The 26,139-nt window shown below is 61.5% G+C and carries 26 protein-coding genes; 6 read left to right on the forward strand and 20 right to left on the reverse strand.

The features are described from left to right. Positions 1–78: 78 nt before the first annotated feature. Entirely contained in the window at positions 79–954 is an 876-nt protein-coding gene (locus EEB13_RS05625; RefSeq protein ID WP_187328497.1) for a tyrosine-type recombinase/integrase, read from the reverse strand. 238 nt (positions 955–1,192) lie between these two features. Here EEB13_RS05625 and EEB13_RS05630 point away from each other — a divergent pair, with 238 nt between their 5' ends. Beyond that, complete coding sequence (locus EEB13_RS05630; RefSeq protein WP_045063817.1) at positions 1,193–1,729, forward strand: GNAT family N-acetyltransferase; 537 nt, start codon at positions 1,193–1,195, stop codon at positions 1,727–1,729. Here the strand turns inward: EEB13_RS05630 and EEB13_RS05635 are convergent. Both EEB13_RS05635 and EEB13_RS05640 read right to left on the reverse strand, forming a co-directional pair. Beyond that, complete coding sequence (locus EEB13_RS05635) at positions 1,695–2,798, reverse strand: PLP-dependent cysteine synthase family protein (protein ID WP_095886723.1); 1,104 nt, start codon at positions 2,796–2,798, stop codon at positions 1,695–1,697. The two genes, EEB13_RS05630 and EEB13_RS05635, sit on opposite strands and share 35 nt — an antisense overlap. Then, positions 2,795–3,181: a DUF4229 domain-containing protein gene (locus EEB13_RS05640; protein ID WP_410055744.1), complete on the reverse strand. Its 387-nt coding sequence runs from the start codon at positions 3,179–3,181 to the stop codon at positions 2,795–2,797. The genes EEB13_RS05635 and EEB13_RS05640 overlap by 4 nt, the downstream gene beginning before the upstream one ends. A 238-nt stretch (positions 3,182–3,419) precedes the next feature. Here EEB13_RS05640 and EEB13_RS05645 point away from each other — a divergent pair, with 238 nt between their 5' ends. Next, positions 3,420–3,626, forward strand: a complete 207-nt coding sequence (locus EEB13_RS05645) for a BldC family transcriptional regulator (RefSeq protein ID WP_033235774.1) — start codon at positions 3,420–3,422, stop codon at positions 3,624–3,626. A 138-nt stretch (positions 3,627–3,764) separates the two neighbouring features. Further along, entirely contained in the window at positions 3,765–3,971 is a 207-nt protein-coding gene (locus tag EEB13_RS05650) for a hypothetical protein (RefSeq protein ID WP_033235464.1), read from the forward strand. A gap of 94 nt (positions 3,972–4,065) precedes the next feature. Here the strand turns inward: EEB13_RS05650 and EEB13_RS05655 are convergent, their stop codons facing one another. The 7 genes from EEB13_RS05655 to hemL form a co-directional block, all read right to left on the reverse strand. Continuing rightward, entirely contained in the window at positions 4,066–5,730 is a 1,665-nt protein-coding gene (locus EEB13_RS05655; RefSeq protein WP_141484816.1) for a MinD/ParA family protein, read from the reverse strand. A 178-nt stretch (positions 5,731–5,908) separates the two neighbouring features. Next, complete coding sequence (gene ccsB / locus EEB13_RS05660) at positions 5,909–6,871, reverse strand: c-type cytochrome biogenesis protein CcsB (RefSeq protein WP_045063821.1); 963 nt, start codon at positions 6,869–6,871, stop codon at positions 5,909–5,911. After that, positions 6,868–8,532, reverse strand: coding sequence for a cytochrome c biogenesis protein ResB (locus tag EEB13_RS05665; RefSeq protein ID WP_141484817.1), 1,665 nt, complete (start codon positions 8,530–8,532; stop codon positions 6,868–6,870). The genes ccsB and EEB13_RS05665 overlap by 4 nt, the downstream gene beginning before the upstream one ends. Beyond that, positions 8,529–9,359 carry a cytochrome c biogenesis CcdA family protein gene (locus EEB13_RS05670; RefSeq protein WP_033235467.1) on the reverse strand — a complete coding sequence of 277 codons (831 nt, stop codon included), beginning with the start codon at positions 9,357–9,359 and terminating at the stop codon, positions 8,529–8,531. The genes EEB13_RS05665 and EEB13_RS05670 overlap by 4 nt, the downstream gene beginning before the upstream one ends. After that, a complete protein-coding gene (locus EEB13_RS05675) occupies positions 9,356–9,967 on the reverse strand; it encodes a TlpA disulfide reductase family protein (protein WP_033235468.1) in 612 nt (203 codons plus the stop codon). Before EEB13_RS05675 ends, EEB13_RS05670 begins: the two co-directional genes overlap by 4 nt. Beyond that, positions 9,964–10,623: a histidine phosphatase family protein gene (locus tag EEB13_RS05680; RefSeq protein WP_033235469.1), complete on the reverse strand. Its 660-nt coding sequence runs from the start codon at positions 10,621–10,623 to the stop codon at positions 9,964–9,966. The genes EEB13_RS05675 and EEB13_RS05680 overlap by 4 nt, the downstream gene beginning before the upstream one ends. 59 nt (positions 10,624–10,682) lie before the next feature. Then, entirely contained in the window at positions 10,683–12,008 is a 1,326-nt protein-coding gene (gene hemL, locus EEB13_RS05685; protein ID WP_051730613.1) for a glutamate-1-semialdehyde 2,1-aminomutase, read from the reverse strand. 110 nt (positions 12,009–12,118) lie between these two features. Between hemL and EEB13_RS05690 the strand changes: the two genes are divergently transcribed. Together EEB13_RS05690 and EEB13_RS05695 are read left to right on the forward strand one after the other, a co-directional pair. Then, entirely contained in the window at positions 12,119–12,466 is a 348-nt protein-coding gene (locus EEB13_RS05690) for a hypothetical protein (RefSeq protein ID WP_033235471.1), read from the forward strand. A gap of 43 nt (positions 12,467–12,509) precedes the next feature. Next, entirely contained in the window at positions 12,510–14,441 is a 1,932-nt protein-coding gene (locus tag EEB13_RS05695; RefSeq protein ID WP_033235472.1) for an acyl-CoA dehydrogenase, read from the forward strand. 38 nt (positions 14,442–14,479) lie between these two features. On the opposite strand, the gene EEB13_RS05700 is transcribed toward EEB13_RS05695, so the two are convergent. Beyond that, positions 14,480–15,502: an ABC transporter permease gene (locus tag EEB13_RS05700; protein ID WP_141484818.1), complete on the reverse strand. Its 1,023-nt coding sequence runs from the start codon at positions 15,500–15,502 to the stop codon at positions 14,480–14,482. 135 nt (positions 15,503–15,637) lie between these two features. Here EEB13_RS05700 and EEB13_RS05705 point away from each other — a divergent pair, with 135 nt between their 5' ends. Beyond that, positions 15,638–16,198 carry a TetR/AcrR family transcriptional regulator gene (locus EEB13_RS05705; protein ID WP_033235474.1) on the forward strand — a complete coding sequence of 187 codons (561 nt, stop codon included), beginning with the start codon at positions 15,638–15,640 and terminating at the stop codon, positions 16,196–16,198. A gap of 5 nt (positions 16,199–16,203) precedes the next feature. Here the strand turns inward: EEB13_RS05705 and EEB13_RS05710 are convergent, their stop codons facing one another. The 9 genes from EEB13_RS05710 to EEB13_RS05750 all read right to left on the reverse strand — a co-directional run bounded on the left by EEB13_RS05710 (position 16,204) and on the right by EEB13_RS05750 (position 25,936). Then, the gene (locus EEB13_RS05710; protein WP_033235475.1) at positions 16,204–17,079 is read right to left on the reverse strand and encodes a TIGR03619 family F420-dependent LLM class oxidoreductase; all 876 of its coding nucleotides are present in this window, start codon (positions 17,077–17,079) and stop codon (positions 16,204–16,206) included. A gap of 125 nt (positions 17,080–17,204) precedes the next feature. After that, the gene (locus EEB13_RS05715; RefSeq protein ID WP_033235776.1) at positions 17,205–18,818 is read right to left on the reverse strand and encodes an ABC transporter substrate-binding protein; all 1,614 of its coding nucleotides are present in this window, start codon (positions 18,816–18,818) and stop codon (positions 17,205–17,207) included. A gap of 119 nt (positions 18,819–18,937) precedes the next feature. Beyond that, positions 18,938–19,999, reverse strand: a complete 1,062-nt coding sequence (locus EEB13_RS05720; protein WP_033235476.1) for a DUF1214 domain-containing protein — start codon at positions 19,997–19,999, stop codon at positions 18,938–18,940. 35 nt (positions 20,000–20,034) lie between these two features. Beyond that, entirely contained in the window at positions 20,035–21,177 is a 1,143-nt protein-coding gene (locus EEB13_RS05725) for a sulfotransferase family protein (RefSeq protein ID WP_033235477.1), read from the reverse strand. A 40-nt stretch (positions 21,178–21,217) separates the two neighbouring features. Beyond that, positions 21,218–22,009, reverse strand: a complete 792-nt coding sequence (locus EEB13_RS05730; protein ID WP_033235478.1) for an SDR family oxidoreductase — start codon at positions 22,007–22,009, stop codon at positions 21,218–21,220. Beyond that, on the reverse strand, positions 22,003–22,362 hold the full coding sequence (locus tag EEB13_RS05735; RefSeq protein ID WP_033235479.1) for a nuclear transport factor 2 family protein: 360 nt from the start codon (positions 22,360–22,362) through the stop codon (positions 22,003–22,005). Before EEB13_RS05735 ends, EEB13_RS05730 begins: the two co-directional genes overlap by 7 nt. A 24-nt stretch (positions 22,363–22,386) precedes the next feature. Next, positions 22,387–24,288, reverse strand: coding sequence for a sulfate adenylyltransferase subunit CysN (gene cysN / locus EEB13_RS05740; RefSeq protein ID WP_141484819.1), 1,902 nt, complete (start codon positions 24,286–24,288; stop codon positions 22,387–22,389). Then, positions 24,288–25,193, reverse strand: a complete 906-nt coding sequence (gene cysD, locus EEB13_RS05745) for a sulfate adenylyltransferase subunit CysD (RefSeq protein ID WP_045063838.1) — start codon at positions 25,191–25,193, stop codon at positions 24,288–24,290. The genes cysN and cysD overlap by 1 nt, the downstream gene beginning before the upstream one ends. Further along, a complete protein-coding gene (locus EEB13_RS05750; protein WP_033235482.1) occupies positions 25,190–25,936 on the reverse strand; it encodes a 3'(2'),5'-bisphosphate nucleotidase CysQ in 747 nt (248 codons plus the stop codon). Before EEB13_RS05750 ends, cysD begins: the two co-directional genes overlap by 4 nt. Between the last annotated feature and the right edge of the window lie 203 nt (positions 25,937–26,139).

Genomic DNA, 26,139 nt, shown 5'->3' on the forward strand with positions numbered 1-26,139 from the left:
TTGCTTCATTCAGGGCGTCCCCACCCTCAGAGTGAGAGTGGGGACGTATCAACTAAATTGCGACCTCATCGGACCTCGTCACGTTTGGCTGCGCCGCGCAGCTGATTGCCGCTTGGCCATCGCTGCGAATCCTCGCCCAAGCTTGTCGACAGACGTCGTGGACCGTCGAGAATTCGATGCGAGATACAACGTCGTTGTCGACAGGTGCGCATGACCGAGCGCAGCCTGTACATCTCGCACATCGGCGCCGAGGTCAGCCAGACGTGTGGCGAAACGATGCCGAAGCGTATGGAGCGTGTACGGCAATCCGATCGCCTTCAGGTGCGCAGATGTGATCTGGGTCAGTCGATTTGGCGTGTAGGCCCGACCATTCTTTGAGACGAACAAGAATCCTGTGCGGTGCATGAGTAGGCGCACTTCGGCGTAGATGTCGGGCGCGATACGAATGATGCGCTCATGTCCGCCTTTGCCGTGGACCACGAGATAAGCACCCTTGCCGTTCTCGTCTTCGCGCACATCGCTGCGCGAGACCCGCGTGATCTCGCCACACCGAAGGCCGCAGTAACCGGCAAGCAAGAACGCGCAGAAGAGTTGATGGTCATAGCGCGCCGTGGTCAAGGCCGCGGACAGATCCCTTTCGGGGATCGGTCGCGGCATGCGACGCTTCAGCTTCGGAGTCACGAGATGGATCGTCGGGTCAATCTGGATCAACCCGTTCAGCAGTGCCCAACGGTAAAACGCTCGGATATGCGCCGTGTAGGTGGCGATGCTCGAAGGCGAGATGCGGAGGGCTGTCTGCCATGCGACAAGATCATCGGTGGTCGCTTCAACGAGCGGCTTGCCCAGCTTCGCCTGGATGCGTTGGAGGTTATCCAGGCGATGCCGAATCGTCGTCGGACTCGAATTATGAAGTCGAAGGTTGTCGAGGTGCTGCGAAATGTATTCGGTGGTCATCGCCTGTTGTACGTCAGACCTACCTGCGAAATAAACGTTATTCGCAGTGTTAAGGACCTTCGTCATGAACCAGACTTCGGCGGCCGAACATTCTTCTCGCAGAGAAGCGATGCGGACCTCGGGCCTGAGTTTCTCGGCTGCCGATCGGCAAGACTACGGCGCACCTTTGGTTGCGTAGGTTTGGGATTCCGGGCGACTCGGTTGGGCGAAATTCGACACTCGAGGTACAACGGATTCTGTGATTCGCTTGGCTGTCCCCGATGACCTACCTGCACTGCAACTGATCGAAACAGCCGCGGGTGAGCCCTTCCGAGACGTTGGAATGGACGCCATTGCCGACGATCCGCCCCCGACTCTCGACGAACTCACGAAGTACCTCGAAGCCGATCACATCTGGGTGATGACCGATGCCGCGAACACAATTCTCGGATACGCCCTTGTCGACATCATCGACGTCGGGGTTCATATCGAGCAGGTATCAGTGCACCCCCTGCACTCACGCAAAGGCTTCGGCGCGCAGTTGATCGACTCCATCGCCGACTGGGCTGGAGCACACCATCATCACGTGGTGACCCTGACTACGTTTGCCGACGTCCCCTGGAACGCGCCCTACTACGAGCGACTCGGATTCGAGCGCATACCCGAGAGCACGATGTCCCCGGATCTCATCCGGATCCGCACGCACGAGCAAGCGGCCGGACTCGATTCATGGCCCAGGATCACGATGAGCCGTCCAACGCTCAGGCGCCGGCCGTCCACGCCCCGGATCGGATGAACTCGTCCAGAACCGCTGTCGGCGTCTCGAGTGAAATACCCTCGGACGCAACCCAATCATCGTTGTAGTACGTCCCCGAATAGCGTTCTCCACCGTCACAGAGCAGCGTGACGACGCTGCCGCTTCGTCCTGCCGCCATCATCTCCGCAATCAAGGCAAAGGAGCCCCACAGATTTGTTCCGGTGGAACCACCGACCTTGCGCCCCAACGCGTCACTGGCGTGGCGTGCGGCAGCAATGGAGCCGGCGTCGGGCACCTTGATCATCCGATCGACGACCTGACCGACAAACGAAGGCTCGACGCGAGGTCGACCGATGCCTTCGATTCGCGAGCCGCGAGTACCGACTATGGACGGATCACCGGCCCGCCAGGCGTCGAAGAACACCGAGTGTTCGGGATCGACGACACACAGCCCGGTGTCGAATTTGCCGTAGCGCAGGAAGCGGCCGATGGTCGCGCCCGTTCCACCGGTGCCTGCGCCGACGACAACCCACTCCGGGACCGGGTTTTCCTCACGTTCGAGCTGAGTGAAGATCGACGCGGCGATGTTGTTGTTTCCACGCCAGTCCGTTGCGCGCTCGGCATGAGTGAACTGATCCATGTAGTGCCCACCCGACTCGCGCGCGAGCCGCTGGGATTCGGAGTAGATCGACGACGGGTCGGTGACGAAGTGGCAACGTCCGCCGTGCGCTTCGATCAGGGCGATCTTCGCGGGACTGGTGTGAGCGGGCATCACAGCCACGAATTCGAGCCCCAGCAACTTCGCGAAGTACGCCTCACTGACGGCCGTCGATCCGGACGAAGCCTCGATAACGGGCGTGTGTTCGGTAACCCAACCGTTGCAGATGGAATACAGGAACAACGAGCGCGCGAGACGATGCTTGAGGCTGCCGGTGATGTGCGTCGACTCGTCTTTGAGATAGAGCTGGACGGGCCAGTCGTTCGGTAGCGGGTACCGGAGGAGGTGGGTGTCGGCGCTGCGCTGAGCGTCGGCTTCGATCAGTCGGACCGCGTTGTCGACCCAACCTCTCGCACTACGGCGCGAGACGTCGACCACCTCCGACGTCACCGCTGGTCACCACGCAGTTTGGCGCGCAAATCGTCGCGATCTTCGCGACGCTGAGCGTCAACTGCGGCAATGCCGACATTGACGCGCTTACGCAACTTGGCAAACAGCAGAAGCGAGAGCGGAAGCGCGATCAACACGGCAAACAAGGCAGCTACGAGCAGGGGAACCTCTGCACCGACAGCCTTTCCACCGAACATGATGACGGCACCGATTACGACTACCAGCACGAGTCGGGCAACCGAGTACAGCACGACATCTCTCGCCAATTGCCCCTTCGTGACAACCCCACCAGAGGCAGTTGCTTGCCCAGAGTTAACGGGCTCCGACTTGGCCAGGTCGGGCGTAGAAGGCTGGTTTTCCGGACGTTCAGGCAACTTACTCACACTGCAAGGTTACCTACTCCGGGCGACTAAAATAATCGGCCCGCTTTATCCGGTTTGTCCTTTACTTTTTCTTTACCTAAATATTAAGGATCGACTAACTGGGCAACTCTGTGCAAACATTGCGCTACCAATCCAAAAAAAGGTCGAACGTGCACAGGGGCCGCCGAAACAAACTCGGCGTAGGTTTTGAGCTACTGTTTCGAAACACATGTTCGACGCCAAGACGGAGGAACATCAGATGAGCGCACCAACATACAACGTAGCCGCAGACGCACTCATGACACCCGGCCAGGTCGCGGCTCTGTTTCACGTAGATCCCAAGACCGTGACCCGCTGGGCGCACGCCGGCCGACTCGGATCACTTCGCACTCCGGGCGGACACCGTCGCTTCCGCGAGACCGAGGTCATGCAGCTTCTGCGCTCGCTGACCACCGAAGCCAACTGAATACCGGAGCTCGCGCTCTACCCAAATGCTCTACCCGAATACAGCACGGCGCACCAAGCCGCACCCACGTCCCAGGGATTCTGGTGATCCAGACCCGAGACTGAGTAGGCTCTTCCTTGTACTTGAAGGAGGTGCGCCGTGCTGTATCTGTTGGCGTTAGTAGGTTTGGTGACATTGGTCGTCCTGATGTGGAAAGCATTCGGACCGTCCCCCACTTCCCGAGCCTCGGGTGGCGGCGTGAAGGGACCTGACGACGATCCCGAGTTCCTGTGGAACGTAAATCAGCAAACTCGACGCAAGCAGCAGGGAGGCCAGGACGGCGCTCCGACTGATTCGTCGCAGTAGGCCCTATTCGTCGCAGTAGGTCCTATTCGTCACTGTAGGTCCCACGCCAGGGCGATCGCCCCTACAGCAGTAGGGCGGTCGCCCTGTGCAAGTTTCAGCGCTGCAGCGGACGTCCGTAGTGCGAACGCGGGAAGTCGTCGGCAACCGCGGCAGCAAGCTCGAAGAGAGCGTCACGGGTCCCGGACCGAAGTCGATCGAGGTCAACCTCGGCGCCTTCTTCGAGGTGCGGATCGAACGGAATCAGCCGAACGGTGCGGCACCGCTGTTCGAAATGCTCGACTACCCGGGGTAGATCAACCTTTCCCGAACCAGGCCGTACCGCATTGATGACGGCGACGGCGTTGGAGACCAGCGCGCTGTGTCCATGTGCGTCGAGCCAGTCCAAGGTGGCTGAGGCACTACGAGCGCCGTCGACCGAACCGGAACTGACGACGATCAACGAGTCTGCCTGCTCGAGAACCGCTGTCATTGCCGAGTGCATCAATCCGGTTCCGCAATCGGTGAGAACAATGCTGTAGAACTTTTCGAGCATGGTGACGGTGCGGGTGTAGTCCTCCCCGCTGAATGCTTCGGAAACCGCCGGATCACTGTCGGAGGCAAGCACTTCCAGACGGTGCCGACTCTGTGACGTGTAACCACGAACGTCGCTGTACTTCTCGATGGTCGCTTCGTCACGCAGAAGGTTACGGACTGTGGCCGGGGTTTCGAGAGGAACTTTCTGACTGAGCGTTCCACGATCCGGATTCGCGTCGATTGCGATGACGCGATCACCGCGCACGGATGCAAACGTCGAGCCGAGAGTCGCTGTTGTCGTTGTCTTCCCAACTCCGCCTTTGAGGCTGAGTACCGCAACTTTGTAGCAGCCCTGCATGGGCTGATTGATCTTGTGAGTCAACTCGAGCATCTGCTGATCTTTGGCGCCGTTACCGAGGTTGAGACTCCGTCCCGACAACGTGTACACCGCCTTGCGCCACCCGCCGACCGGAGCGGGCTTCACAGGCTTGAGCAACAGCGCGTTGGAGAGATCTTGCGCCGACATCGGCAGCGATGATTCCGGCCGACCGGGCGCGGGCTGCGTTCCCACGATCGACGCCGGCCCCGCAGCAGGCGGACGCGGGACGTGCATCTGCGGGTTGGGCATCTGAGGGTTGGGCACGGGTGGCGAAACAGGAACCCGAGCAGCAGGCGGCATCTGCCCCAAAGGTGCGGGCGCAGCCGGAAACTGCGGTCGGGGCGCCGGAGCTTGTTGCGCCGCAACAGGATTCACCGCACCCGGATTGCCTGCACCATTCGTCCGGCCGACCCCAGGCGACGGTTCATAGGTTTGCGGCGGCAGTGAGGCCGCGAATGGCCCGGACGCAAAGTGTCCATTTGCTGGCCCGGGAGGCCCACCGGGGTACTGAATAGCAGGCACACGCCCCGCGTTGGGGGCAGGCGTCGCATTTGGGACAGGCATCGAGTTCGGGGCCGGCATCGGATTCGACGCTGCAGCCGGGGCAGTAGTAGCGGGCGGGGCAGTAGTAGCGGGCGGGGGCGTCGGCGGCGCCGGGTACATCGGTACGGAGTCATGGCCGTTGGGGCGCGGCGCTGTGTTGTCCGTCGGCGCGACGAACAAGCTTCGCATTCCCGGATCGACATCCTTCGGCGATGCAGGAGTCGGTGCATGAACAGGCTTCGGTGCGGCCTGCTGATGCGGAGCAGGCGCCGGACGCACCGGTTCCCAGATCCCCGCTCCCGCGTCGTCCTTCTTGTCAGCCATGTCCGCCCCTGTCGAAATCTGTTCCGTGTCGATCACCCAGCCCGATACAGACACGACCATACAGCTATCGCGTAGCTAGTTTCGTGGCTGGTACCCGGCTACCGTGTACCCTGCCGCAGCTGCACTGGGCGGGCACAAAACCCGACCGGTCGGCGACAACCCACCGTACCGGATCGACTCAGGTCAGCCCCGCGTAGGAATGCAAGCCGGACACGACCATGTTGATGATGAACAGATTGAAGAGCATTGCCACAAAACCTGCGATGTTGATCCAGGCGGCTTTCGTCTCACGCCAACCGGATGTTGCGCGGGCGTGCAGGTACGCGGCGTAGATCACCCAGGCGATGAAGGACACCGTTTCCTTGGGATCCCAGCCCCAGAACCGGCCCCAGGCCGCTTCCGCCCAGATAGCACCCAGGATGACTCCGGCACCGAACAGCGGGAAGGCGATGATGGTGCTCTTGTACGCCAGGCGGTCGAGTGTCTGTGCGTCGGGAAGCCGCTCGGCGATCCGGCCACCGATGCCAGAACCTTCTTCACCGGGCGGGAACTTGAGGCGCAGCAGGAACAGGATGCTGGCGATGCCACCGATCATGAAGATGCCGGATCCGACGCTCACGATGGTCACGTGAATCGGCAGCCAGTATGACCGCAGTGCGGGAACCACGGGAGCGGCGTCGGCGTAGAGGATTGTTCCGGCAAGGAACATCAGAATCAGCACCGGTACGAGCAGGAAGACCCACATCGATCGGTACGTTGCCTTGGCCAGCAGAACGTGACCGACCAACAACGCGGCAGCACACGCCATGGCAACAAACTCGTACATGTTGCCGAGCGGGAATCGCGAGGTGGCAAATCCACGGAGCACGATCGACGCGATGATCAGAACGGTGCCGACAACCAGGACTGCGCGGCCCATCCCGCCGAAGCGCTCGGAGAGCGGCTTGACCGGCTGCTCGGTCACGCGACCCGGAGTGAGGGCGTCCCCACCACCTGCGGCAACCAGTTCCTTCTCCTGAACGGATTTGGCGCGAGCCGACGCGTACTCGACGATCAGCAGCACAAACGCCAGAACCAGCACCGTGAAGGCTGATTTGAAGGCCCAGTCGCTGTACTGAGCGAGAGTCTCGTTGGTTGTCATCGGGCATTCTCCTGCACGTGCGGTGTGGTCACCGAGTTAGTCGAGTGGCTGTCTAGTAGTCGATCTGCGAGACGATCGAACTCGTCGCCCCAGCCGGCGTGGTCGGTACGGGCAAGTCCGCCGAGCTCTACTACCGTACGTCGTTCGTCGTCGAGATAGATACGGGCCCAGATTCTGCGACGCTTGATCAGCAGCGAAACCAGTAGCCCCGCCATCATCGTCAGTGCCGAGACCAGGACCCACTGCTGAGCCGGGTCGTGCGAAACCTGCAGGTTGACGAAGTCGACGGCGCCGTCGAATCGTACCTGCGTGCCGTCCGCCAATGTTGCGCTCTCGCCGGGCATCAGGTTGACACGTTCCTGCTTGACCAGTCGGCCCTGATTGATGAGTTCGGTGTTGAGCTCGAACAGCGACTGCGGATTACCGGTGTCCAGTCCGGTGTCACCCTTGTAGATGTCGATGGCAACGGCCGGATCGTTCATCGCCGGGAAGCTCGACGACAGCAGATTTCCGTGGAACAGTGCCGTCGGCGCGAACAGTCCTTCGATGGCGATCTGATTCTTGCGTCGCTCGTCGGCATCCGGGTACATGCCGCCTGGCGGGTCGAAGCGCATCGCACCACTGCTCAGGAAGGTGACGGCATCGTCGGGTCGCCACTGCAGAGTCTCGGTGCGGGTCTCCCCGTTGGGGAAAGTGACCGTGAAGGTCGGTGCGTAACCGTGGCCCTGCAGGTACACGCGATCACCGGCAATGCGCAGTGGGTGGTTCACCGCGATGGTCGTGTCGCGCCAGGTGTCGGAGTCGATGTCATCGCCCGACTGGTACGCGATGTCCGAGGTGAACATCTCGGCCTGTCCGGTTTCGAGGTAGTCAGCCTGGAAGTTCTTGACCCGTAAACACAGCGGCGTCATCCCGGTGCCGTCGAGCTCGAGTCCGGCGATGAAGGAGTCGAAGGCGGCAGGCGACGTCGTGCAGAATCCCGGTCCGTCGTTGGCGATCACGATGCGGTTGCCCTCGTAGCCGAACAGCTTTCCGGCGGCGATGGCAATCAGGAGCCCGACGAGCGAGAGGTGGAATACGAGGTTACCGAATTCACGGAGGTACCCCTTCTCCGCCGAGATCGTGATTTCACCGTCGCGCTTCGACCGCCCGTCGTCGGTGCGGGTTTCGACGCGCCATCCTTTGAGTTCCTTGGACAGACGCGCCGCCAACTGTTCGGGCGTCTCGCCAGGGACGACGGCCGACGTGTGGTGCGGCAAGCGGGAGAGGTTGCGCGGCGCCGCCACCGGGCGGGTACGCAGAGCCTTTGCGTGTTCGACGCAGCGCGGCAGGATGCAGCCGACGAGTGAGATGAACAGCAGGGCGTAGATCGCGGTGAACCAGAAGCTGCTGAACACGTCGAACAGTTCGAGCTTGTCCATCCACGGACCCAAGGTGGGCCGCGCGGCGATGTATTCGGCTACCTTGCCCTCGTTGAGGGAACGCTGTGGCAACAGCGCGCCTGGAATAGCGGCGATTGCGAGGAGGAACAGCAGCACGAGCGCCGTCTTCATCGAGGTGAGACCGCGCCACGTGTTGCGTCCGAGCGCGATGACTCGGCCGATCGTCGACTGCCGAGGCAATGCCGAAGTCGAGTTGTCGTGATTGTCGTCAGCTGTCATATCGGCAGCGTCACCTCCGAGATAAATGCGTCACGAACCCAGCCGACGAACTGGTCCCACGCGCCCGTGACGAGGGCAATACCCACCGCCACCAACATGATTCCGCCGAAAATCTGAATTGTTCGCGCGTTGCGGCGCAGCCAACCGACACCGTTCAAGGCGCGAGCCGACCCGAGAGCCAGAATGATGAACGGCAAGCCGAGCCCGATGCAGTACGCCACGATCAACGTGACACCGCGAGCCGCGGTCATACCTTCGGTTCCGGCGGCCACGGACATCACACCGGCAAGCGTCGGGCCAAGGCAGGGCGTCCAGCCGAGCGCAAAAACACCCCCGAGTAGCGGAGCGCCCACCAGGGAGGACACTCGACGCGGCTCGAAGCGGACGTCTTTCTGCAGCGCGGGCACCAAGCCGATGAACACGAGACCCATCGCGATAGTCACTACGCCGCCGACGCGCATCAGCACGTCGCGGTTGATCAGCAGGGTGGAGATGACCCCGAACACGGAAGCCGTCGCCAGCACGAAGACGACGGTGAAGCCGGCCACGAAAAGTCCGGCGGCGCCTGCCACTCGCAGACGGCTACTGCGGGCAATGGTTCGCGTCCTGGCTTCGTCTGCCGTGATTGCCGGAGCGTCCGCACCGACCACCCCGGCCAGGTAGGACAGGTAACCGGGAACGAGCGGCACTACGCACGGTGAGGCAAACGAGACCAGACCGGCGAGCAGGCAGGCTCCCAGTGCAAGAAATAGCGGCCCGGACGAGGCGGCATTTTGAAATGCTTCACCGACGCCGGCGCCGAGTGTTTCAGTACTTGCGAGTGTCATTGCTGCGCAGGCTCTTCCGCTGCCACTCGTTCGACCACGGGCAGAAGATCCTCGGCAAGCAATTCCTGCAGGAACACAGCGGCAACGCGGTGCTGGCGGTCGAGGACGATGGTGGTCGGGATGACCGATGTCGGGTATCCCTTGCCGAGCGCGATCAGCGATCGCATCGACGGGTCGTAGATCGACGGGTACGAGACCTTGTTGTCGACGACAAAGTCCTGTGCCTTGTTCTTGGTGTCGTCGCGAACGTTGATGCCGAGGAACTGCACTCCGGAATCACGCGTCTGCTCGTAGACCTGCTCCAAGTCGTCGGCTTCGGCGCGGCACGGGCCACACCACTGGCCCCAGACATTGAGGACGACAACTTTGTCCTCGAAATCGCTGAGGGCGACAGTTGCGTCTTCAGTCATCAGATCCGGCCCGGTGAGCTTTCCGATGGTGCCGCGATCGGACGGCGGATCGTAGAAGATCTTCGTCTGGCCACCCGGCGAGACGAAGTCGAACGTGCCGCCCGTTGCGACGGCGTCGTCGCCGGTCGCGCAGGACGAGAGAACGAGCATCGCTGCAGCAGCCGTGGCGACTGCTACTGCGACCTTGCGGAAAATCATGCTCCAGTCACTCTCGGATCGGATGCGCCTGCCGGCTCGGAGTAGATGATGTCGACGAGAGTGTCGCCTTCGTAGACGAGCGATGTGAGCGACGCCAGGCCGCACTGGCGGTGACGCGGGTCGTGCCACAGGCGCTCGCCCTGCAGGAACCGTCGCAAAGTCCACACCGGCAACTGATGGCTGACGATGACAGCTTCGTGTCCGACGGCAGCAACGCGAGCGGCATTCACGGCAGCGAGCATGCGATGCGCAATCTGCAGGTAGGGCTCGCCCCATGACGGAGTGAACGGATCGCGCAACTTCCACCAGTGCCGCGGGCGCGAGAGTGCGCCGTCACCGACGGCAACCTTGAGGCCTTCGAACTCGTTGCCGGCTTCGATGACGTTGTCGTCGGTCGTGATGTCGACGCCGTGAGCCTCGGCGATCGGAGTCGCGGTTTCCTGTGCCCGCTGCAACGGCGACGCGACAACATGGGTGATGTCGTGATCGGCAAGAACAGCCGCGACCGCCCGTGCCTGCGCCTCACCCGCCACCGACAACCGGAATCCCGGTAGCCGTCCGTACAGGATCCCGCGCGGGTTGTGCACTTCACCATGGCGAAGCACATGCACGATCGTGCGGGTGGACGTGTGGTCTGGATGGTCGACGTCGGTCACAGTCGAGAGTCCTAGCTGAAGTAGGTACGGGCTGAAGGAATAGCGGGATCGTGCATGTCTCAGGGCTTGACGGCTGCTGCGGCAGCCTTTGCTGCGTGCGGCAGAGCGTCGGCGATGATCGAGAATGCCCGATCGTCGAGCGCGGCCGAGACGAACCACGCTTCGAACGCACTCGGCGGCGCGTACACACCGCGAGCGAGCAGTTCGTGGAAGAACGCGGGGAACCGCCACGTCTGCGCGGCCTTCGCCTCGTCGTAGTTCGTGACGGTGTTTTCGGAGAAGAACACGCTGACCAGTGTGCCCGCGTACTGCACCTGGTGGACGACGCCTTCTGCGGTGAGCGCATCGGACATGAGCGTGCCGAGGGTGGTGGCGTTCTTTCCGAGCTTGGCGTACACCTCGGCGTCAGCAGCGCGAAGGTTGGCGAGACCGGCAGCGACGGCAACCGGGTTACCGGAGAGGGTGCCTGCCTGGTAGACCGGGCCGTCCGGTGCGAGATGGCCCATGATGTCGGCGCGACCGCCGAATGCCGCGGCCGGAAGACCGCCGCTCATGACCTTGCCGAAGGTGTAGAGGTCGCCGGCGACGTTGTCGATGCCGTACCAACCGGACGCGCTGACGCGGAATCCCGTCATCACCTCGTCCATGATCAGCAGAGCGCCGTGCTCGCGGGTGAGCGCGCGCAGTCCCTCGTTGAAACCGGGCAGCGGCGCGACGGCCCCCATGTTTCCGGCAGCGGCCTCAGTGATGACACACGCGACGGCGTCCGGGTTGGCTGCGAACGCCGCGGCTACGGCGTCGAGATCGTTGTAGCGGACCACGATGGTGTCTTCGGCCTGTGCGCCGGTCACACCGGGTGATGTGGGCAGTCCGAAGGTGGCAAGACCCGATCCGGCGTCGGCAAGCAATGCGTCGACGTGACCGTGATAGCAGCCGGAGAACTTGATGATCTTGGTGCGACCGGTGAATCCGCGAGCCAGGCGCACGGCGCTCATGGTGGCCTCGGTGCCGGAGTTGACGAGGCGAACCTTCTCGACGGGGGCGACCCTGGCAACGATTTCTTCGGCCAGCGCGATTTCACCTTCGGTGGGAGCACCGAAGGACAGTCCGCCGAGGGCTGCCTCGCGGACGGCTTCCACGACTGCGGGATGGGCGTGTCCGAGGATCATCGGCCCCCAGGACGACACGAGATCGACGTACTTGTTGTCGTCGACGTCGGTCAGCGTGTAGCCGGACGCCTCACGGATGAATCGGGGTGTTCCACCCACCGAACCGAACGCTCGGACCGGCGAATTGACGCCGCCTGGAATAACCTTGCCGGCACGCTCGAAGAGCCGAGCCGAGTTCGTTGCATGCACGTCGAAATCACCGGAAGACACAGTCACGACCTCCAGTGTCCCAGTTCTGTCGAATCTGACAACGACAGGGTGTAGGAGTTACGGCGCCGAAGTGCGTTTTCCGGCCCCAACAGGCCAATTATGGGACTATTTGGGCTATGAGGCGACTGCTGACCACGCTGTTGATTCCAGTTGCGATTCTTGTCACATCCTGCAGCTCCGACGGGGAAACCGAGGCCCCGAGCGCTACGACGGTGACTTCCGCTGCCAATTCGTCCGTCAGTTCGGTCCCCGCCGTGCCCCGGACCGAGCCTGCCTTTCTCGGTGGTTGCTCGGCTGTATCGGTCTACGTCACGCAGCAGACGCAGAGCGGCGGAGCCCCGGCGGACGCTGCGGCGGACTTCCTGAAAATCGTGGAGAACGACCCGTCGTATCAAGCGATGCCGGAAGCCGACAAACAACTGTTCCGAGAAGGAATCGAAGCCGGCGCCGCTGGAAACTGCTGAGGAAACTGCTGACAGGTCGCACCCTCGCGCTAGGGTCGATCCCATGGCCACCACAGCGGACCACCTCAGGAATACTCTCGACGGACGCTGGCGGGAGGTGCGGGAGCGAGTTCGCGGCGAACTGTCCGACGAGCGTTTTGCTCCGCATTTCACTCCGAATCTCGCCATCGCCCGCTCCAAGACCCTCGAACAGATGCGAGTTCTTGCCGATCTCGGTTATGCCGCAAACGGTTTCGCGGTAGCGCACGGCGGAACCGGAGATGCGGGCGGCGCCGTCACCAGTATCGAAATGCTCGCAATGTCCGACTTGTCTCTCATGGTCAAGGCCGGCGTCCAGTGGGGACTGTTCGGCGGAGCCATCGAGAACCTCGGCACCGAACGACACCACCAGGCTTACGTCAAACCCCTCATCGACCTGGAACTTCTCGGGTGTTTTGCCATGACCGAAACCGGTCATGGCAGCGATGTCCAGGAACTCGAGACCACCGCGACCTACGACGCGGCCACCGGCGAATTCGTCATCGACTCCCCCACTCCGTCCTCACGTAAGGACTACATCGGCGGGGCCGCTGAACATGCCACCGTCGCAGCAGTGTTCGCGCAACTCATCACCGGAGGCGAAAGCCAGGGCGTGCACTGCTTCGTCGTTCCGATCCGCGATGCCGCCGGAAACGACCTTCCTGGCGTCACGACGTCGGATTGCGGCTTCAAGGGCGGACTGCCCGGAGTCGACAACGGGCGCATCATGTTCGATCACGTGCGTATCCCTCGCGACAACCTGCTCAATCGATACGCCGACGTTGCCGAGGACGGCACGTACAGTTCCGCAATCGACAACCCGAACCGCCGCTTCTTCACGATGGTGGGCACGTTGGTTCGCGGACGCGTCACTGTTGGCGGTTCCGCAGCAGCGGCAGCACGTGTCGGCTTGGCCATCGCGGGTCGGTACGCCCTGCAGCGCAGGCAATTCAGCGCCCCCAAGAGTGACAATGAAGTCCTGATCATGGACTACCTCGTCCATCAGAAGCGCCTGCTGCCGCTGATCGCCCGCTCGTACGCATTGCAGTTCGCACAGAACGAACTTGTTGCCGCGATGCATGACATCCAGAGCAGCGAGAACCCTGATCCTCAGGAGCAGCGCGAACTCGAGGGTCGCGCCGCCGGACTCAAGGCCGCCAACACGTGGCATGCCACTCGCGCCATTCAGGAGGCACGCGAAGCCTGCGGCGGCGCAGGCTATCTCGCGGAGAACCGTCTCACCGCATTGAAAGCGGACACCGACGTCTTCACGACTTTCGAGGGCGACAACCACGTGCTGACACAGTTGGTCGCCAAGGAACTGCTCACCTCCTACGCCGACGAAGTTCGCGGCATGAGCCCGGTCGACTGGATGCGTTTCGCCGCTACGACGGTCTCCGATGTGGTCAAGAAACGTACTGCGGCCCAACAGATCCTGCAGACGATTGTCGACACTCGGCAGGACAACGAGGAGGACGGCAGCCTCTTCAATCGCGGCACTCAGATGAAGATGTTCGAGGACCGCGAAGAGTACCTGCTTTCCACCGCCGCACGGAGATTGCAGGCCGCACAGAAGAGGGAGGAGAATCCGTTCGACGCCTTCAACTTCGTGCAGGACCACGTGCTGAAAGCCGCGCAGGCGCACATCGAGCGCGTCATCCTGGAAGCCTTTGTTGCCGGCATCGATTCATGTGAGGACGAGACAGCAAAGGATCTTCTCGGCGAGGTGTGCGACCTTTACGCGCTCTCCGTCATCGAAGCAGACAAAGCCTGGTTCATGGAGCACCGGCATCTGTCGGTCGAGCGCTCGAAGGCCGTCACGCGCGGCATCAACGAACGCTGCCGCACCCTGCGCCCGCATGTCGCAACCTTGATCGACGGGTTCGGAATCCCGGAATCTCTGCTGGGTTCGGCGATGCTCGACGGAGACGGCACGGACGCAGTACGACTGAAGTAGAAATCTGGTGGGGCCGGGAGCACCCGGCCCCACCAATTTTATTGCGCTGCCGCCTTCTTCGACTGACGGGCAGCGACCAGGCCGGTCAACCCGAGAGCCGCAACCAACCAGACACCCAGAACGATCAGGTGCTGGCCGGCGCCGTTGCCGTCGAAGTAGATGACGGACCGAATGGGCTCCATAGCCGCCGATCCGAGCCAGAACGAATGAATGTGCTGCCAGAACCCCGGCAGGAACGACACCGGAATAGCGCCGCCCGAACTCGGGAAGTTGATGAAGACCAGTACCGTCAACACCGCAAAGATCGCGGCTTGACCCAGCAGTTTGTTGAGCAGAATGCACACTGCACCCACGGTGAAGGTGTAGACCATCGAAATCCCCAGCAATTGCAGGATCTCACCGAACGACGCGCCAAATGCATGCATGAAGATGCTGGTGATTCCGAAGGCGATGAGCGGGGTGAGGATTGCCGCGCCGGCGAGAATCGAATATTGCTCTCTCAGTCGCATTCTCGGCGCGACCTGACTGAGCACAGTCATGGTCAGGTAACCACCGAGGGTGCAGACGATCAGGAAGTAGAACAGTCCGACGGTCGAGGAATCACGCGCGGTGACCGGAGCCGAGTCCACCGAGGTCACCTGCTGCCCCGTCTGATCCGCGATGGAATGGGCCAGCCCCGTCACTACCGACACCGTGGAGGCACCGGCACCGGTTGCAATGTGCGCGGTCACGGTGTCACCGATTTCGATGGCGCCGATGGCGTCACGGTTGCCTATCCGAGCGATCGCATCGGCTGCGTTATCCGTGGCAACGATGTCGAATTTGCCGCCCGACGTTTTTTCGATTCCGTCGATCAAGGGCGCGGTCACCGACGCTGGTCCCACCACCACGATCGGCGCGTTGTTCGGCATCGGCGAGTGGAAGGCGCTGACGTAGCACAGGCAGAACATGATGACGAAGAAAAGCGGAAACGCGAGTCCGCCGCCCACCATCTTCCAGTTTGTGGGTGGCTCAATCGCCTTCGCCGCTTCGCTCGGGACCCTGACGTCGGTATCTGTCATATTTCACACTCTTTTCGCTAACCGCATCTAGCTGTCAACACCGTTGACAGACTCAACAGTCAACACCGTTGACACGATAGAGTCAACAGCGTTGACAACGAGGTCGGCGTGAGAGCGAGCACAGAGGTCGATAGCGTGACACCCAGTGGACAGACGCCAGAGCCGGATCATCCCTCGACGCCCGAGGCGATTCGCGCCGCAGCATTCCAACTGTTCGGCGAGCACGGGTTCGGTGGCACATCCGTTCGGGCCATCGCGAAGGTTGCCGGTGTCGATCCGGCACTGGTCATCCGACACTTCGGATCCAAGGAAGCACTGTTCCTGGAAACCACACCGGTCGAGGATTACTTCGAGGGCCAGTTCGACGGTCCGCTCGACACACTCGGCGAGCAGATCGCATCGTTTCTCCTCGGCAAGGCAGACGCCCGAATGCTGTCGGTGTTCACGGCGCTGACACGCGCATCCGACAGCCCCCGCATCCGCGGACGATTGAGGGAAATGACAAGCACATTTGCCACCAACCTCGCCGCCCGTTTACCGGGCGACGACGCCTACACCCGGGCACTGCTCGTCTCCGCCCAGGTGTCGGGGTTGCTGAGCGCGCTCAGCACCGAGAGCATCGCGCCGACCGCAGATCGGGACAAGGTGGCAAAACTCTACGGCCGGGCGATGCAGACGCTGATAGATCAGTACTGAGAAGATCAGTACTGGGAAATGACCTCGTCGGCAAATTGTCGAATCGAGTCGAGTCTTCCCTGACGATCTCCGGGGTCTACGCCGTAGCGATACCACGGCGACACTCTGATTTCCGTGACGCCCAACTCCTCGAGTTCGCGGTATCCATCGATGTCGCGTACGTCGGTGGGCGAGACGTTGATCTCGAAGGGGACGTCGGCACGGCCGAACTCGGCCCGCAACTTCGTCAGACGGTCGATGGCAGAGGCTAATTCAGCTTTGGTGGTGTTCACCGACATCCACCCGTCAGCCAGCCTCGCGGCGCGGCGCAATCCCGGTTCGCTGTGCCCACCGATGTAGATCGGAACGGGAGTCTCCGGAGCCGGACTGATCATCAGAGCATCGAAATCGTAGTGTTTGCCGTGGTATTCAACCCACTGCGGGCCACGGCCGGCACATACGGCCTTGATGATCTCGATCGCTTCGTCGGTCCGCGCGCCACGGGTACGCATCTCGGTCCCGGTGAAGGTGAACTCCTCAGGAATCCACGACAACCCGACGCCGATCGCGATGCGGTTTCCCGACATCACCGCCATGGTCGAAACCTGCTTGGCCGTCAACAACGGATCACGGAGCGGAAGCTTGAATACATTGGTGTAAAACTGAATTCGAGACGTCACCGCAGCCATTGCCGTCATCGCTATGAAAGGATCGGGCATCGGTGTCTCGGGGGCCCACATCCGCTTGCCGTCAGCGGTGTACGGATATGGCGCCGACACCTGCTCCGGATAGAACACGGAATCCGGCATTGCGATACCGTCGAAGCCCGCCTCTTCCGTAACCTGGGCCAACTCGCACAGTTCCAGAGCGTCGATCATCGCGCCCGCCAACGACCACTTCATCGTTCCACCATTTTCATCGCTAGTCGACTGACATGTCAGACCTGACCGTATTGCCTTGCAGCAGGCAATCACTCGACTGATCCTGATGACCGGGACGTCCATCAGGATCGTCTCGCGCAGTCAACTTACTTCGGTGAGATCCAGGCTTCGTCGAAGAACATGATATCCGTGATGTTGCGTGTGACGCCGTGAATGTTGTCGTCCCAGGCCGTCAATACCGCTGCCGGGCCCCAGATTACGTAAGGCACGCTTACGTTGGCGTAATCCTGCACCTTGCTGATGGCGTCGCGGACAGCGTCGTCGGTGGGCGCAGTCTGCACGGCTGTGATCAGCGTGTCCATTTCCGGATCTGCGAAACCGGAAGGATTGTTCTTCGAATCACTGGCCATACTGTTGTACAAATTGATGTATGGCGCTTCCTCCCCGACCGGAGCGCCGCCCCTGGTCATGTCAAAATCGTGGTCTTTGTACACCCTGCGAACAAGATCCGTGACGTCGGTTGCGTAGTCGATGGTGACGTCGAAACCGATGGCTTTCAGCGACGCCTGCACCGTCAATGCGGTGGCCTGTTGGCCGGGTTCCGAGGTCGTGAGGTAGCGGAGCTTGCCGTCGTATCCGTCTGCTTTCGCCTGATCGAGCAGGGTCTTTGCCTTCGACGAATCGAACGGTATGCCTTCGGTGTTGTTGAACCACCGCGACGACACCGGTACCAGTTCGGAACTGGCAGTGCCTAATCCGTTGTTCGCACGTGTATTGACGGCTTCCGGGTCCACCCCGTACGCGATTGCCTGGCGGACGCGGACGTCGGCTCCTGGCCTGCCCTCGCGGTTGTTGATCGTGCCGATCCCGTTCTGACCGGTGGGACTGAGGTAGCCGGAGTATCCGTCGTCGAGAGCGCGTTTGATTACGGCCTCGTCGCGAAGGATGTACGTCATGTCGATCTGACCGCTCTTCAGCGATTCGTACTGAGCCTGGGCGCCAGAGGTGGGAACAAAACGCACCGTGTCCAGCGGAGGTTTACCTCCCTGATAGTCCGGGCGCGCGGCAAGTATCAACTCTTCGTGCGGCGCGAACTTGGCCAAGGTGAACGGCCCGGCCCCGATCGGAGTGAACGCTCCCCCTGCGTCGGAACTTCGCGCGACGATCATTCCGGGGCCGAGCGACAACAGTGCCGGAAATTGACGCCACGGCCGTTTGAGCACAAACTCGATCGTGGTCTCGTTCGGCGTATCGACCCGCTCCACAATGTTCAGCCAAGACTGCGATACATCCCCCTTGCCCGCCACAAATCGATCGATGCTCCATCTCACGGCTTCCGCGTTGAGCGGGCTTCCGTCGCTGAAGGTCAAGCCCTCGGGCAGGGTGACCGTGTACGCGGTGAAGTCGGCATTATTCGTCAGCGACTTCGCCAGCTGTGGCACGAAGCTCCCGCTTGCGGAGTCGCTGCGCACAAGCGTGTCGTAGATTGCGGCCATTTCGGTCCCGCCGGTCGAGCCGGCAGCCTGAGTTTTGGTGGGATCCAGCGAGGAAGGGAACGAATAGGACCCGAAGGTGAGAGCACCCCCGCCGATCGGCTCCCCGGCGTCCTGTGCGCCGACGTACCCAGCTGCACCACTGCGCGTCTGGGGATTCGCATCCGAGGAGTCGCCGCTACTCGACGCGCAGCCGGTCAACAGAAGCGCGCCGGCAATACCGAGCGCAACCAGGCGGGTAGTGGACCGAATTACTGTGGTGTGCATACGATTCCCCTGCTGAAGATGAACCAGTGACATTATCCCGCGCGGCGAACGTCGTACTACGCGGCCGATATGACCACGTAGTACGACTGTTCACACAGGACCGAGTGAGTCTGCCTGCCTTAGAGCTTGATTACCTTCGACGTCGGAATCGGGTGGGAGTCCGCCTTGATCCAGCGCATCGCCCAGGTCCCCTCCGCGTGCGAATCGGTGTTGATCCAGTTGCCGTAACCCGGATCCTTTGCCGCCACCACGATTGTCAGGGTTCCGTCGTCGTTGAGCTTTGCAGTGTGGTTGTTGATGTAGATGTTCGTCCGGTTGTAGTCGAGCGACTCCACCCAGAAGTTCTGCAGCACGAAGTTGAAGTACTCGCAGTTCGGAACTTCGGTCTCGATGACCCACGCCTCGTCCTCGGCGAGCTTCCAGTACCCGTGCAAGTAGAAGATCGTCGGATCGCCGCCGGCGTTCTGGAAGTAGTCCTGTCCCCAGTCGAAGATCTCGTTGGTGTGCGGTTGGAATTTGCGCGACCATTCGAGGAAGGTCTCCGCCATCCCCTTCACGATCCCGACCGACTTGCTCAGGCGCACGCCCAACTCTTCCGGACTCAGCGGCTCGAAGTCGCCGTCCGGGTTCAGGCACTCGATGCTCAGCTCACCGGGTACCTCGTTGCGTCGATCCCGATACGTCTGTCGAACGGAGATGAGATTGCTGTCGGCCGCCAGCGGCAGCCAGGCACCTTCCGCCGGCTTGTCCACGCTCGCGATGAACTCGAAACGGCCGTTCTCGTCAACCTCGAGGTCGTGGATGTGCAGGTCGCCGGTCTGCAGCATCGTGCCGTCGATGTGGTACCGATTGATGCGTGAACCGAACGTGATCAGCGGAACCGTGCCCCGGCTGCCGATGATCCGGTAGCTGTACTTACCGGAGATGTTGGCGCGCATGTAAACGTTGTCCGGGTTGTCGGCACCGATCTTCGTCATCATGTTCGGGTTCGGTGCGGACGTGAACTGCGGCCACCGCGGATCGGTGTACTCGACACAGTTGATTGTGCCGTAGCGGAGCAACCGACTCAGGTAGCGGACGCCCTCGGCCTGCGTCAGCGGATCCTGAGGAACGATCTCGTCCTCCAGGACCTTCCCGACCTCGAGCAGATCTGCGCAGAACTTTTCCCAAGTAGCGTTCATATGAGTCTCCTTGTTCTAGTAGATTTTTCGAGCAATCAGCTGGCGGCGAACTTCGCTTCGACGTCGGCGGCGCTCACGCCGAACTCCTCGAGCGAATAGCGGTGTGACGGACGACGGTGTTCTGCGAGGCTCGCCTGATGCGACGCATCCACCGCGGCCCGAGCCTCGTCCGTGAAGGGCAGGTCGAACTGCGCGTAGATCTTCTCGACAGTGCCGACCGCATCGGAGATGAAGTCCTTGTAGTCGACGTCGATGAACTGATCGGAGTTGTAACGGGTACGGGCATTGTTGAAGTTCGCGTTACCGCGCGCCCACAGGTCGAGTTGGGTGCGTCCGATGGCCGGACGGTCGAAGGCCTTCGACATATCGTGTCCGCCCTGCTCCGCAAGGCTGAAAGTGGACGCCATCGATGTCAGCGGGTCCCGGAATGTGCGAACGAACAACGCATCCGGATAGACCGACATGATCTCGTCGATCGCGAAGACGTGGCTCGGACTCTTGAGCACCCATCGTCGATCCGAATCGTGCAGCCCGATCAGCTGCAGGTTCTTCTTGTGCCGCGCATACGTTTCGGTCCAGTCCTGCTTCGCCAGCCACCGGGTGTAACTCGGTACGTACGCAACGGTCTCGAACGCGGTCGAGAGCATCGTCTGCTGCAGCAGGCGCCAACATTCCTCGACCTCCTCCGCCCCCATGAAATGCACCTTCATCAGGTCAGCCTCGTTGCGCTGACGGGCTCGGTAGAAAGCGTCTGAGCGAACGTAATCTTCGTTCTCCGACCACTTGTCGCGCTCCGGGCGCGGCTGCGGCGTCTCGGCAAGCCACATCTCGGCACCCTGATGCGCCGGGTCAGCGCCCAGCAACCGGTGTAGCGCGGTGCTGCCGGTCCGAGTCAACCCGACTACGAAGATCGGACGCTCGATCGGAACATCGACGTGCTCGGGGTATTTCGCGAATCCGGCCTCGCTGGTCAGTCGTCCCGCGAGCGCTCCGATGATCATCTTGCGAGCAATCACCTTGCCGTGCGGAGTGAGGTCGGCTTCCTGCTGGAACGACTCGAGCAGAACTCGAAGGCCATCGAGGTAACCGTCACTGCCGAAATCTTCGTAACCGGCCACCTCGCGCGCAGCCTGGTGCAAGTCCTCGATGGAACCAATGCCGTCGTAATCCTGTGTCATGACACGTCCTTTGAGAATTGATCGGTCTTGTATGAGTTGATCAGTGGTGCGTGTGACCGCAGTTGACGTCGAGACATTGCCCGGCGATGGCCCTGGCCGAATCGGACAGGAGGAAGACGACAGCGTTGGCAATGTCATCGGGTTCTGGTAGCCGGCGCAGATCGGCGCCCGCTGCGATCTCGTCGTAAATGACCTTGGGGTCGACTCCGGTGGCCGCAGCCTTCTTCTCGAACATGTTCTTGACCGAGTCCGCCCAGATATAGCCGGGGGCAACGGAGTTGACTCGAATCCCCTTGGGACCGAGGTCGATCGACAGACTGCGGGCCATTGCCAGAAGTCCGGCTTTCATCACGCGGTATGCCCCGAACCCGGGAAGCTGATTGCGCAGCACCATGGACGTGACCATCACGACGGACCCCTGCGCCTCGGTCAATGCCGGCACCAATGCGCGTGTGACGTTCAACGCCGCAAGCAAGTTGATGTCGATGCCCGACTGGATGGAAGCCATGTCGGCTTCAAGCAATGGGACCTGCGCCGGTTGGACAAAGGCATTGTTCACAAGGCAATCCACGGCACCGAACTCAGCAACGGCAGTCTGCGCCAGCGACGCAATCGAATCGACGTCGGTGAGATCCGTCGGTACCGCCAAAGCGATTCCGCCGCGATCACGGATCTCGGTTGCCACCGATTCCAAACGCTCGGACGTGCGGGCGGCCAGAACAACCTTCGCACCGGCCGCCGCACTCTGCACTGCGATCGAACGACCAAGCGCCGGGCCGACTCCCGAGACCACGACTACTTTGCCGGCCAGCAGGCCCTGAGCGCTCAACACAGTGCCTGCGGATCGAGAACCACACTCAACGAGACGATCTTGCAGTTGTCGTCGAACTCGAACAGGTCGGAGGCAGCGAAGTCGGCCATACCGACGCGCTGCACCCGAAGCTGCATTGCTGCGTACTTTCCCGTCACCGAAATCGGACCGAGCAGGCTGACTGTGAAGTCGACCTGCGCGTTTGCCGTGTCGAATGCGCGAATCTCGTCGACCCCGCGATAGGTCTTGACACCCAACGGTTCGTGTTGAACGGCGTCGGCGGCAAACAGCGCAACCAGATTGTCAACATCGTGACTTCCGAGATACTTGACGTAATCTTCTACGACAGAAATGATTTCAGCCCTGTCAGGCATGAAGGCTCCTCATGTTCAGGCGGGTCAAGAAATGGTTCCGCGGGCGCGGAGATAGTCGACAATGACGCTCGCAGCATCCTCGGTCGTCGTGACACTGGTGTCGATGTGAATATCGGGACTCTGCGGCGCTTCGTACGGTGAGTCGATGCCGGTGAAGTTCACCAACTCCCCACGTCGAGCCTTCTTGTACAGCCCCTTGGGATCTCGCTCCTCTGCGACGGCAAGAGCGGTATCGATGAAGATCTCGACGAACTGGCTGTCCCCGATCAATTCACGGGCCGCATGACGCTCCGCCTCGAACGGCGAAATGAACGACGCGAGAACGATCAGGCCGGCGTCCGCCATCAGGCGGGTCACTTCGGTGACGCGGCGGATGTTCTCGACGCGGTCGGCTTCGGTGAACCCGAGGTCTCGATTCAAACCGTGACGGACATTGTCTCCGTCGAGGAGATAGGTGTGTGCGCCGAGAGCGTGCAGTTGGCGCTCGACGTCGTTGGCGATGGTCGACTTCCCCGATCCGGAGAGCCCGGTGAACCACAGAACGGCGGGTTTATGTCCCTTGAGCCTGGTGTGCGCGGCCTCGTCGACGTCCACGGATTGCCAGTGAATGTTGTCGGATCGGCGCAGCGAGTGCGTGATCATGCCGGCACCGACCGTGCCGTTGGTGAGGCGATCGATGAGGATGAAACTGCCGGTGTCACGGTTGCCCGTGTACGGGTCGAACGGGACCGCGCGATCGAAACTGATGTTGCACACACCGATTTCGTTGAGCTCGAGGGTTGTCGTTGCGGTCTTTTCGAGTGTGTTGACGTTGATCTTGTGTTTCGGTTTCGTGATGCGCGCAGTGACCGTGACGGTACCGATCTGGCACAGGAACGGCCGTTCGGGCAGCATGGGCGCCTCGCCCATCCACACGATGTGGGCCTCGAACTGGTCTGCGACGGCCGGCGGATTGTCGCCGATGGACAGCACGTCGCCGCGACTGATGTCGATCTCGTCGGTGAGTGTGATGGTGACCGAGCGGCCCGCACCGGCCACATCGAGGTCGCCGCCCATCGTCACGATGCGCTCGACAGTGGACGTCTTTCCACTGGGGAGCACGCGGATCGGATCACCGGGAGAGACTGTCCCGGAGACGATCTGGCCCGAGAATCCCCGAAAGTCGAGGTCCGGCCGGTTGACCCACTGCACCGGCATCCGGAACGGAGCCGAGGCGGCGGCATCGTCGATGTCCACGGATTCGAGATGTTCGATCAGGCTGGGCCCGGAGTACCACGGGGTATTCGCGCTGCGCTCGGTGAGATTGTCGCCCTTGTATGCCGACATCGGAATGGCGACAAACCCGTCGAGACCGATCTCGTGAGCGAAGCTCGTGTAGTCCGTGGTGATGGCGTCGAAGACCTCCTGCGAGTAGTCGACGAGGTCGAGTTTGTTGACCGCAAGCAGCACGTGCTTGATCCCGAGTAACGACACAAGATACGAGTGCCGACGCGTCTGCGTCAGGATGCCTTTGCGTGAGTCGACAAGGATCACCGCGAGATCGGCTGTCGATGCGCCGGTCACCATGTTTCGGGTGTACTGCTCGTGCCCGGGAGTATCGGCAACAACGAACTTGCGACGTTCTGTCGTGAAGTAGCGGTAGGCGACGTCGATAGTGATGCCCTGCTCACGTTCGGCGGCGAGACCGTCGACGAGGAGCGCAAAATCGAGCCCTTCACCCTGGGTGCCGCTCTTGCGCGAATCCGCTTCGAGTGCCGTCAGCTGATCGTCGAAGACGAGTTTCGATTCGTAGAGCAGACGGCCGATCAAGGTGCTCTTGCCGTCGTCGACGCTGCCGCACGTGATGAATCGCAGCATGCTCTTGTTCGCGTGGCGCTCGAGGTATGCCTCGATGTCGTCGGCGATCAGATCCGAGGAAACAGTCATCAGAAGTACCCTTCTTGCTTCTTCTTTTCCATCGATGCACTCGAGTCGTGGTCGATGACCCGTCCCTGGCGTTCGGAGGTGGTGGTGAGCAACATTTCCGAGATGATCTCGGTCAAGCTGGTGGCGGTCGATTCGACGGCACCGGTCAGCGGGTAGCAGCCGAGAGTACGGAAACGGACGCTCTTGAGTTCCGGAGTTTCTCCCGGCAACAAGGGCATCCGGTCGTCGTCGACCATGATCAGGGCGCCGTCACGTTCGACGACGGGACGCTTGTCGGCAAAATACAGCGGAACGATCGGAATCTCTTCCTGGCGTATGTATTCCCACACATCGAGCTCGGTCCAGTTCGAGAGCGGGAAGACGCGCAGGCTTTCACCCGGCGCCTTGCGGACGTTGTACATCCGCCACAGCTCCGGTCGCTGCTGCTTCGGATCCCAGCGGTGCGCTGCCGATCGGATCGAGAAGATCCGTTCCTTGGCCCGGGATTTTTCTTCGTCACGGCGGGCGCCGCCGAATGCCGCGTCGAACTTGTAGTGATCGAGGGCTTGTTTGAGGCCTTCGGTTTTCCACATGTCGGTATGGACGGCCGAGCCGTGAGTGAACGGGTTGATCCCCTGCTTCACGCAGTCCGGATTGGTGTAGACGATCAGATCGAGATCGCCCGCAGCAGCGGTACTGTCACGAAGTTTGTACATTTCGCGGAACTTCCACGTGGTGTCGACGTGCAGCAGCGGAAACGGCAGCTTCGACGGGTAGAAGGCCTTGCGTGCCAGATGCAGCATCACGGCGGAGTCCTTGCCCACCGAGTACAGCATCACCGGGTTCTCGCTCTGCGAGGCGGCTTCACGCATGATGTGGATGCTCTCGGCTTCGAGCCGTTCGAGGTGCGTCAGTGTCGTGGTCATCGGCCCAGTTCCTCCAGTGCTTTCGGGGCGAGTTCAGGTCGGCAGATCAGCAGATCCGGCAGCCACGGGTTTTCCTGGTTGTAGCGAAGTTCGCTGCCGTCGATACGCGAAACATGCAGTCCCGCAGCGCGTGCGACGGCAACAGGGGCCGCCGAATCCCACTCGTACTGCCCACCCGCATGTGCATAGATATCTGCTTCTCCGGATACAACCGCCATCGCTTTGGCGCCGGCAGAGCCCATCTCGATCAGCTCCGCGCCCATCGAGTCAGCCATTCGCATGACCGGTTCCGGACGCCGCGTCCGCGACACGACGACGCGTACCGGCGTCGTAGCGCCGCGATCGGTTCGATCATCACTACTTGCATAGGTGACGCCGAGGGCAGGCATCGCGACCGCACCTGTTGTGAGGACACCGTTTTCGGTCAGTGCAACATGCACGGCCCAATCCGATCGGCCGGCTTCCCCGTATTCACGGGTGCCGTCGAGCGGGTCGACGATCCACACCCGATCCGCATTCAACCTCGCGAGGTCGTCAGCGCCTTCCTCCGACAGCACCGCATCCGCAGGGAAGCGTCGGGCAAGTTCGGCGACGATGAAGTCGTGACTGAGCCGATCGGCAGCGTCCTTGAAAGTCGCGGCATCGACGTCGTTCGCACCGAGGGATTTCCGGTGTTCGAGCAGAAGTTCTCCAGCCGCAGCGGCGATCTCGATCGCCGCGCGTTCATCGTTGGTGCGTGTCATAGGTACTCCACAACTGTGTAGACCTCCCGATGGATACGGGAAGAAACGTCAGGCCGACCGCAGAGTGTCCAGCGCTACGCACTGGTCTCGATGTGGTCTGCGCCATAGCGTAGCACCAGAATGAACGATGTTCATTCTATTTCGAACAATGTTCTTTCTGTGATTGGTATCACTGAATAGCAAACCCTATGGTCAAGAATGAA

The sequence above is a fragment of the Rhodococcus sp. WS3 genome (assembly GCF_003797085.1).
Lineage (GTDB): Bacteria > Actinomycetota > Actinomycetes > Mycobacteriales > Mycobacteriaceae > Rhodococcus_F > Rhodococcus_F globerula.

What these genes read in the sequence shown, in the direction of transcription:
- EEB13_RS05625 (WP_187328497.1), bottom strand. Translation starts at nt 954, where the DNA reads ATGACCACCGAATACATTTCGCAGCACCTCGACAACCTTCGACTTCAT.
- EEB13_RS05645 (WP_033235774.1), top strand. Translation starts at nt 3,420, where the DNA reads ATGAGCGCACCAACATACAACGTAGCCGCAGACGCACTCATGACACCC.
- EEB13_RS05655 (WP_141484816.1), bottom strand. Translation starts at nt 5,730, where the DNA reads ATGGCTGACAAGAAGGACGACGCGGGAGCGGGGATCTGGGAACCGGTG.
- ccsB (WP_045063821.1), bottom strand. Translation starts at nt 6,871, where the DNA reads ATGACAACCAACGAGACTCTCGCTCAGTACAGCGACTGGGCCTTCAAA.
- EEB13_RS05665 (WP_141484817.1), bottom strand. Translation starts at nt 8,532, where the DNA reads ATGACAGCTGACGACAATCACGACAACTCGACTTCGGCATTGCCTCGG.
- EEB13_RS05670 (WP_033235467.1), bottom strand. Translation starts at nt 9,359, where the DNA reads ATGACACTCGCAAGTACTGAAACACTCGGCGCCGGCGTCGGTGAAGCA.
- EEB13_RS05675 (WP_033235468.1), bottom strand. Translation starts at nt 9,967, where the DNA reads ATGATTTTCCGCAAGGTCGCAGTAGCAGTCGCCACGGCTGCTGCAGCG.
- EEB13_RS05690 (WP_033235471.1), top strand. Translation starts at nt 12,119, where the DNA reads ATGAGGCGACTGCTGACCACGCTGTTGATTCCAGTTGCGATTCTTGTC.
- EEB13_RS05695 (WP_033235472.1), top strand. Translation starts at nt 12,510, where the DNA reads ATGGCCACCACAGCGGACCACCTCAGGAATACTCTCGACGGACGCTGG.
- EEB13_RS05700 (WP_141484818.1), bottom strand. Translation starts at nt 15,502, where the DNA reads ATGACAGATACCGACGTCAGGGTCCCGAGCGAAGCGGCGAAGGCGATT.
- EEB13_RS05710 (WP_033235475.1), bottom strand. Translation starts at nt 17,079, where the DNA reads ATGAAGTGGTCGTTGGCGGGCGCGATGATCGACGCTCTGGAACTGTGC.
- EEB13_RS05715 (WP_033235776.1), bottom strand. Translation starts at nt 18,818, where the DNA reads ATGCACACCACAGTAATTCGGTCCACTACCCGCCTGGTTGCGCTCGGT.
- EEB13_RS05720 (WP_033235476.1), bottom strand. Translation starts at nt 19,999, where the DNA reads ATGAACGCTACTTGGGAAAAGTTCTGCGCAGATCTGCTCGAGGTCGGG.
- EEB13_RS05725 (WP_033235477.1), bottom strand. Translation starts at nt 21,177, where the DNA reads ATGACACAGGATTACGACGGCATTGGTTCCATCGAGGACTTGCACCAG.
- EEB13_RS05735 (WP_033235479.1), bottom strand. Translation starts at nt 22,362, where the DNA reads ATGCCTGACAGGGCTGAAATCATTTCTGTCGTAGAAGATTACGTCAAG.
- cysN (WP_141484819.1), bottom strand. Translation starts at nt 24,288, where the DNA reads ATGACTGTTTCCTCGGATCTGATCGCCGACGACATCGAGGCATACCTC.
- cysD (WP_045063838.1), bottom strand. Translation starts at nt 25,193, where the DNA reads ATGACCACGACACTGACGCACCTCGAACGGCTCGAAGCCGAGAGCATC.
- EEB13_RS05750 (WP_033235482.1), bottom strand. Translation starts at nt 25,936, where the DNA reads ATGACACGCACCAACGATGAACGCGCGGCGATCGAGATCGCCGCTGCG.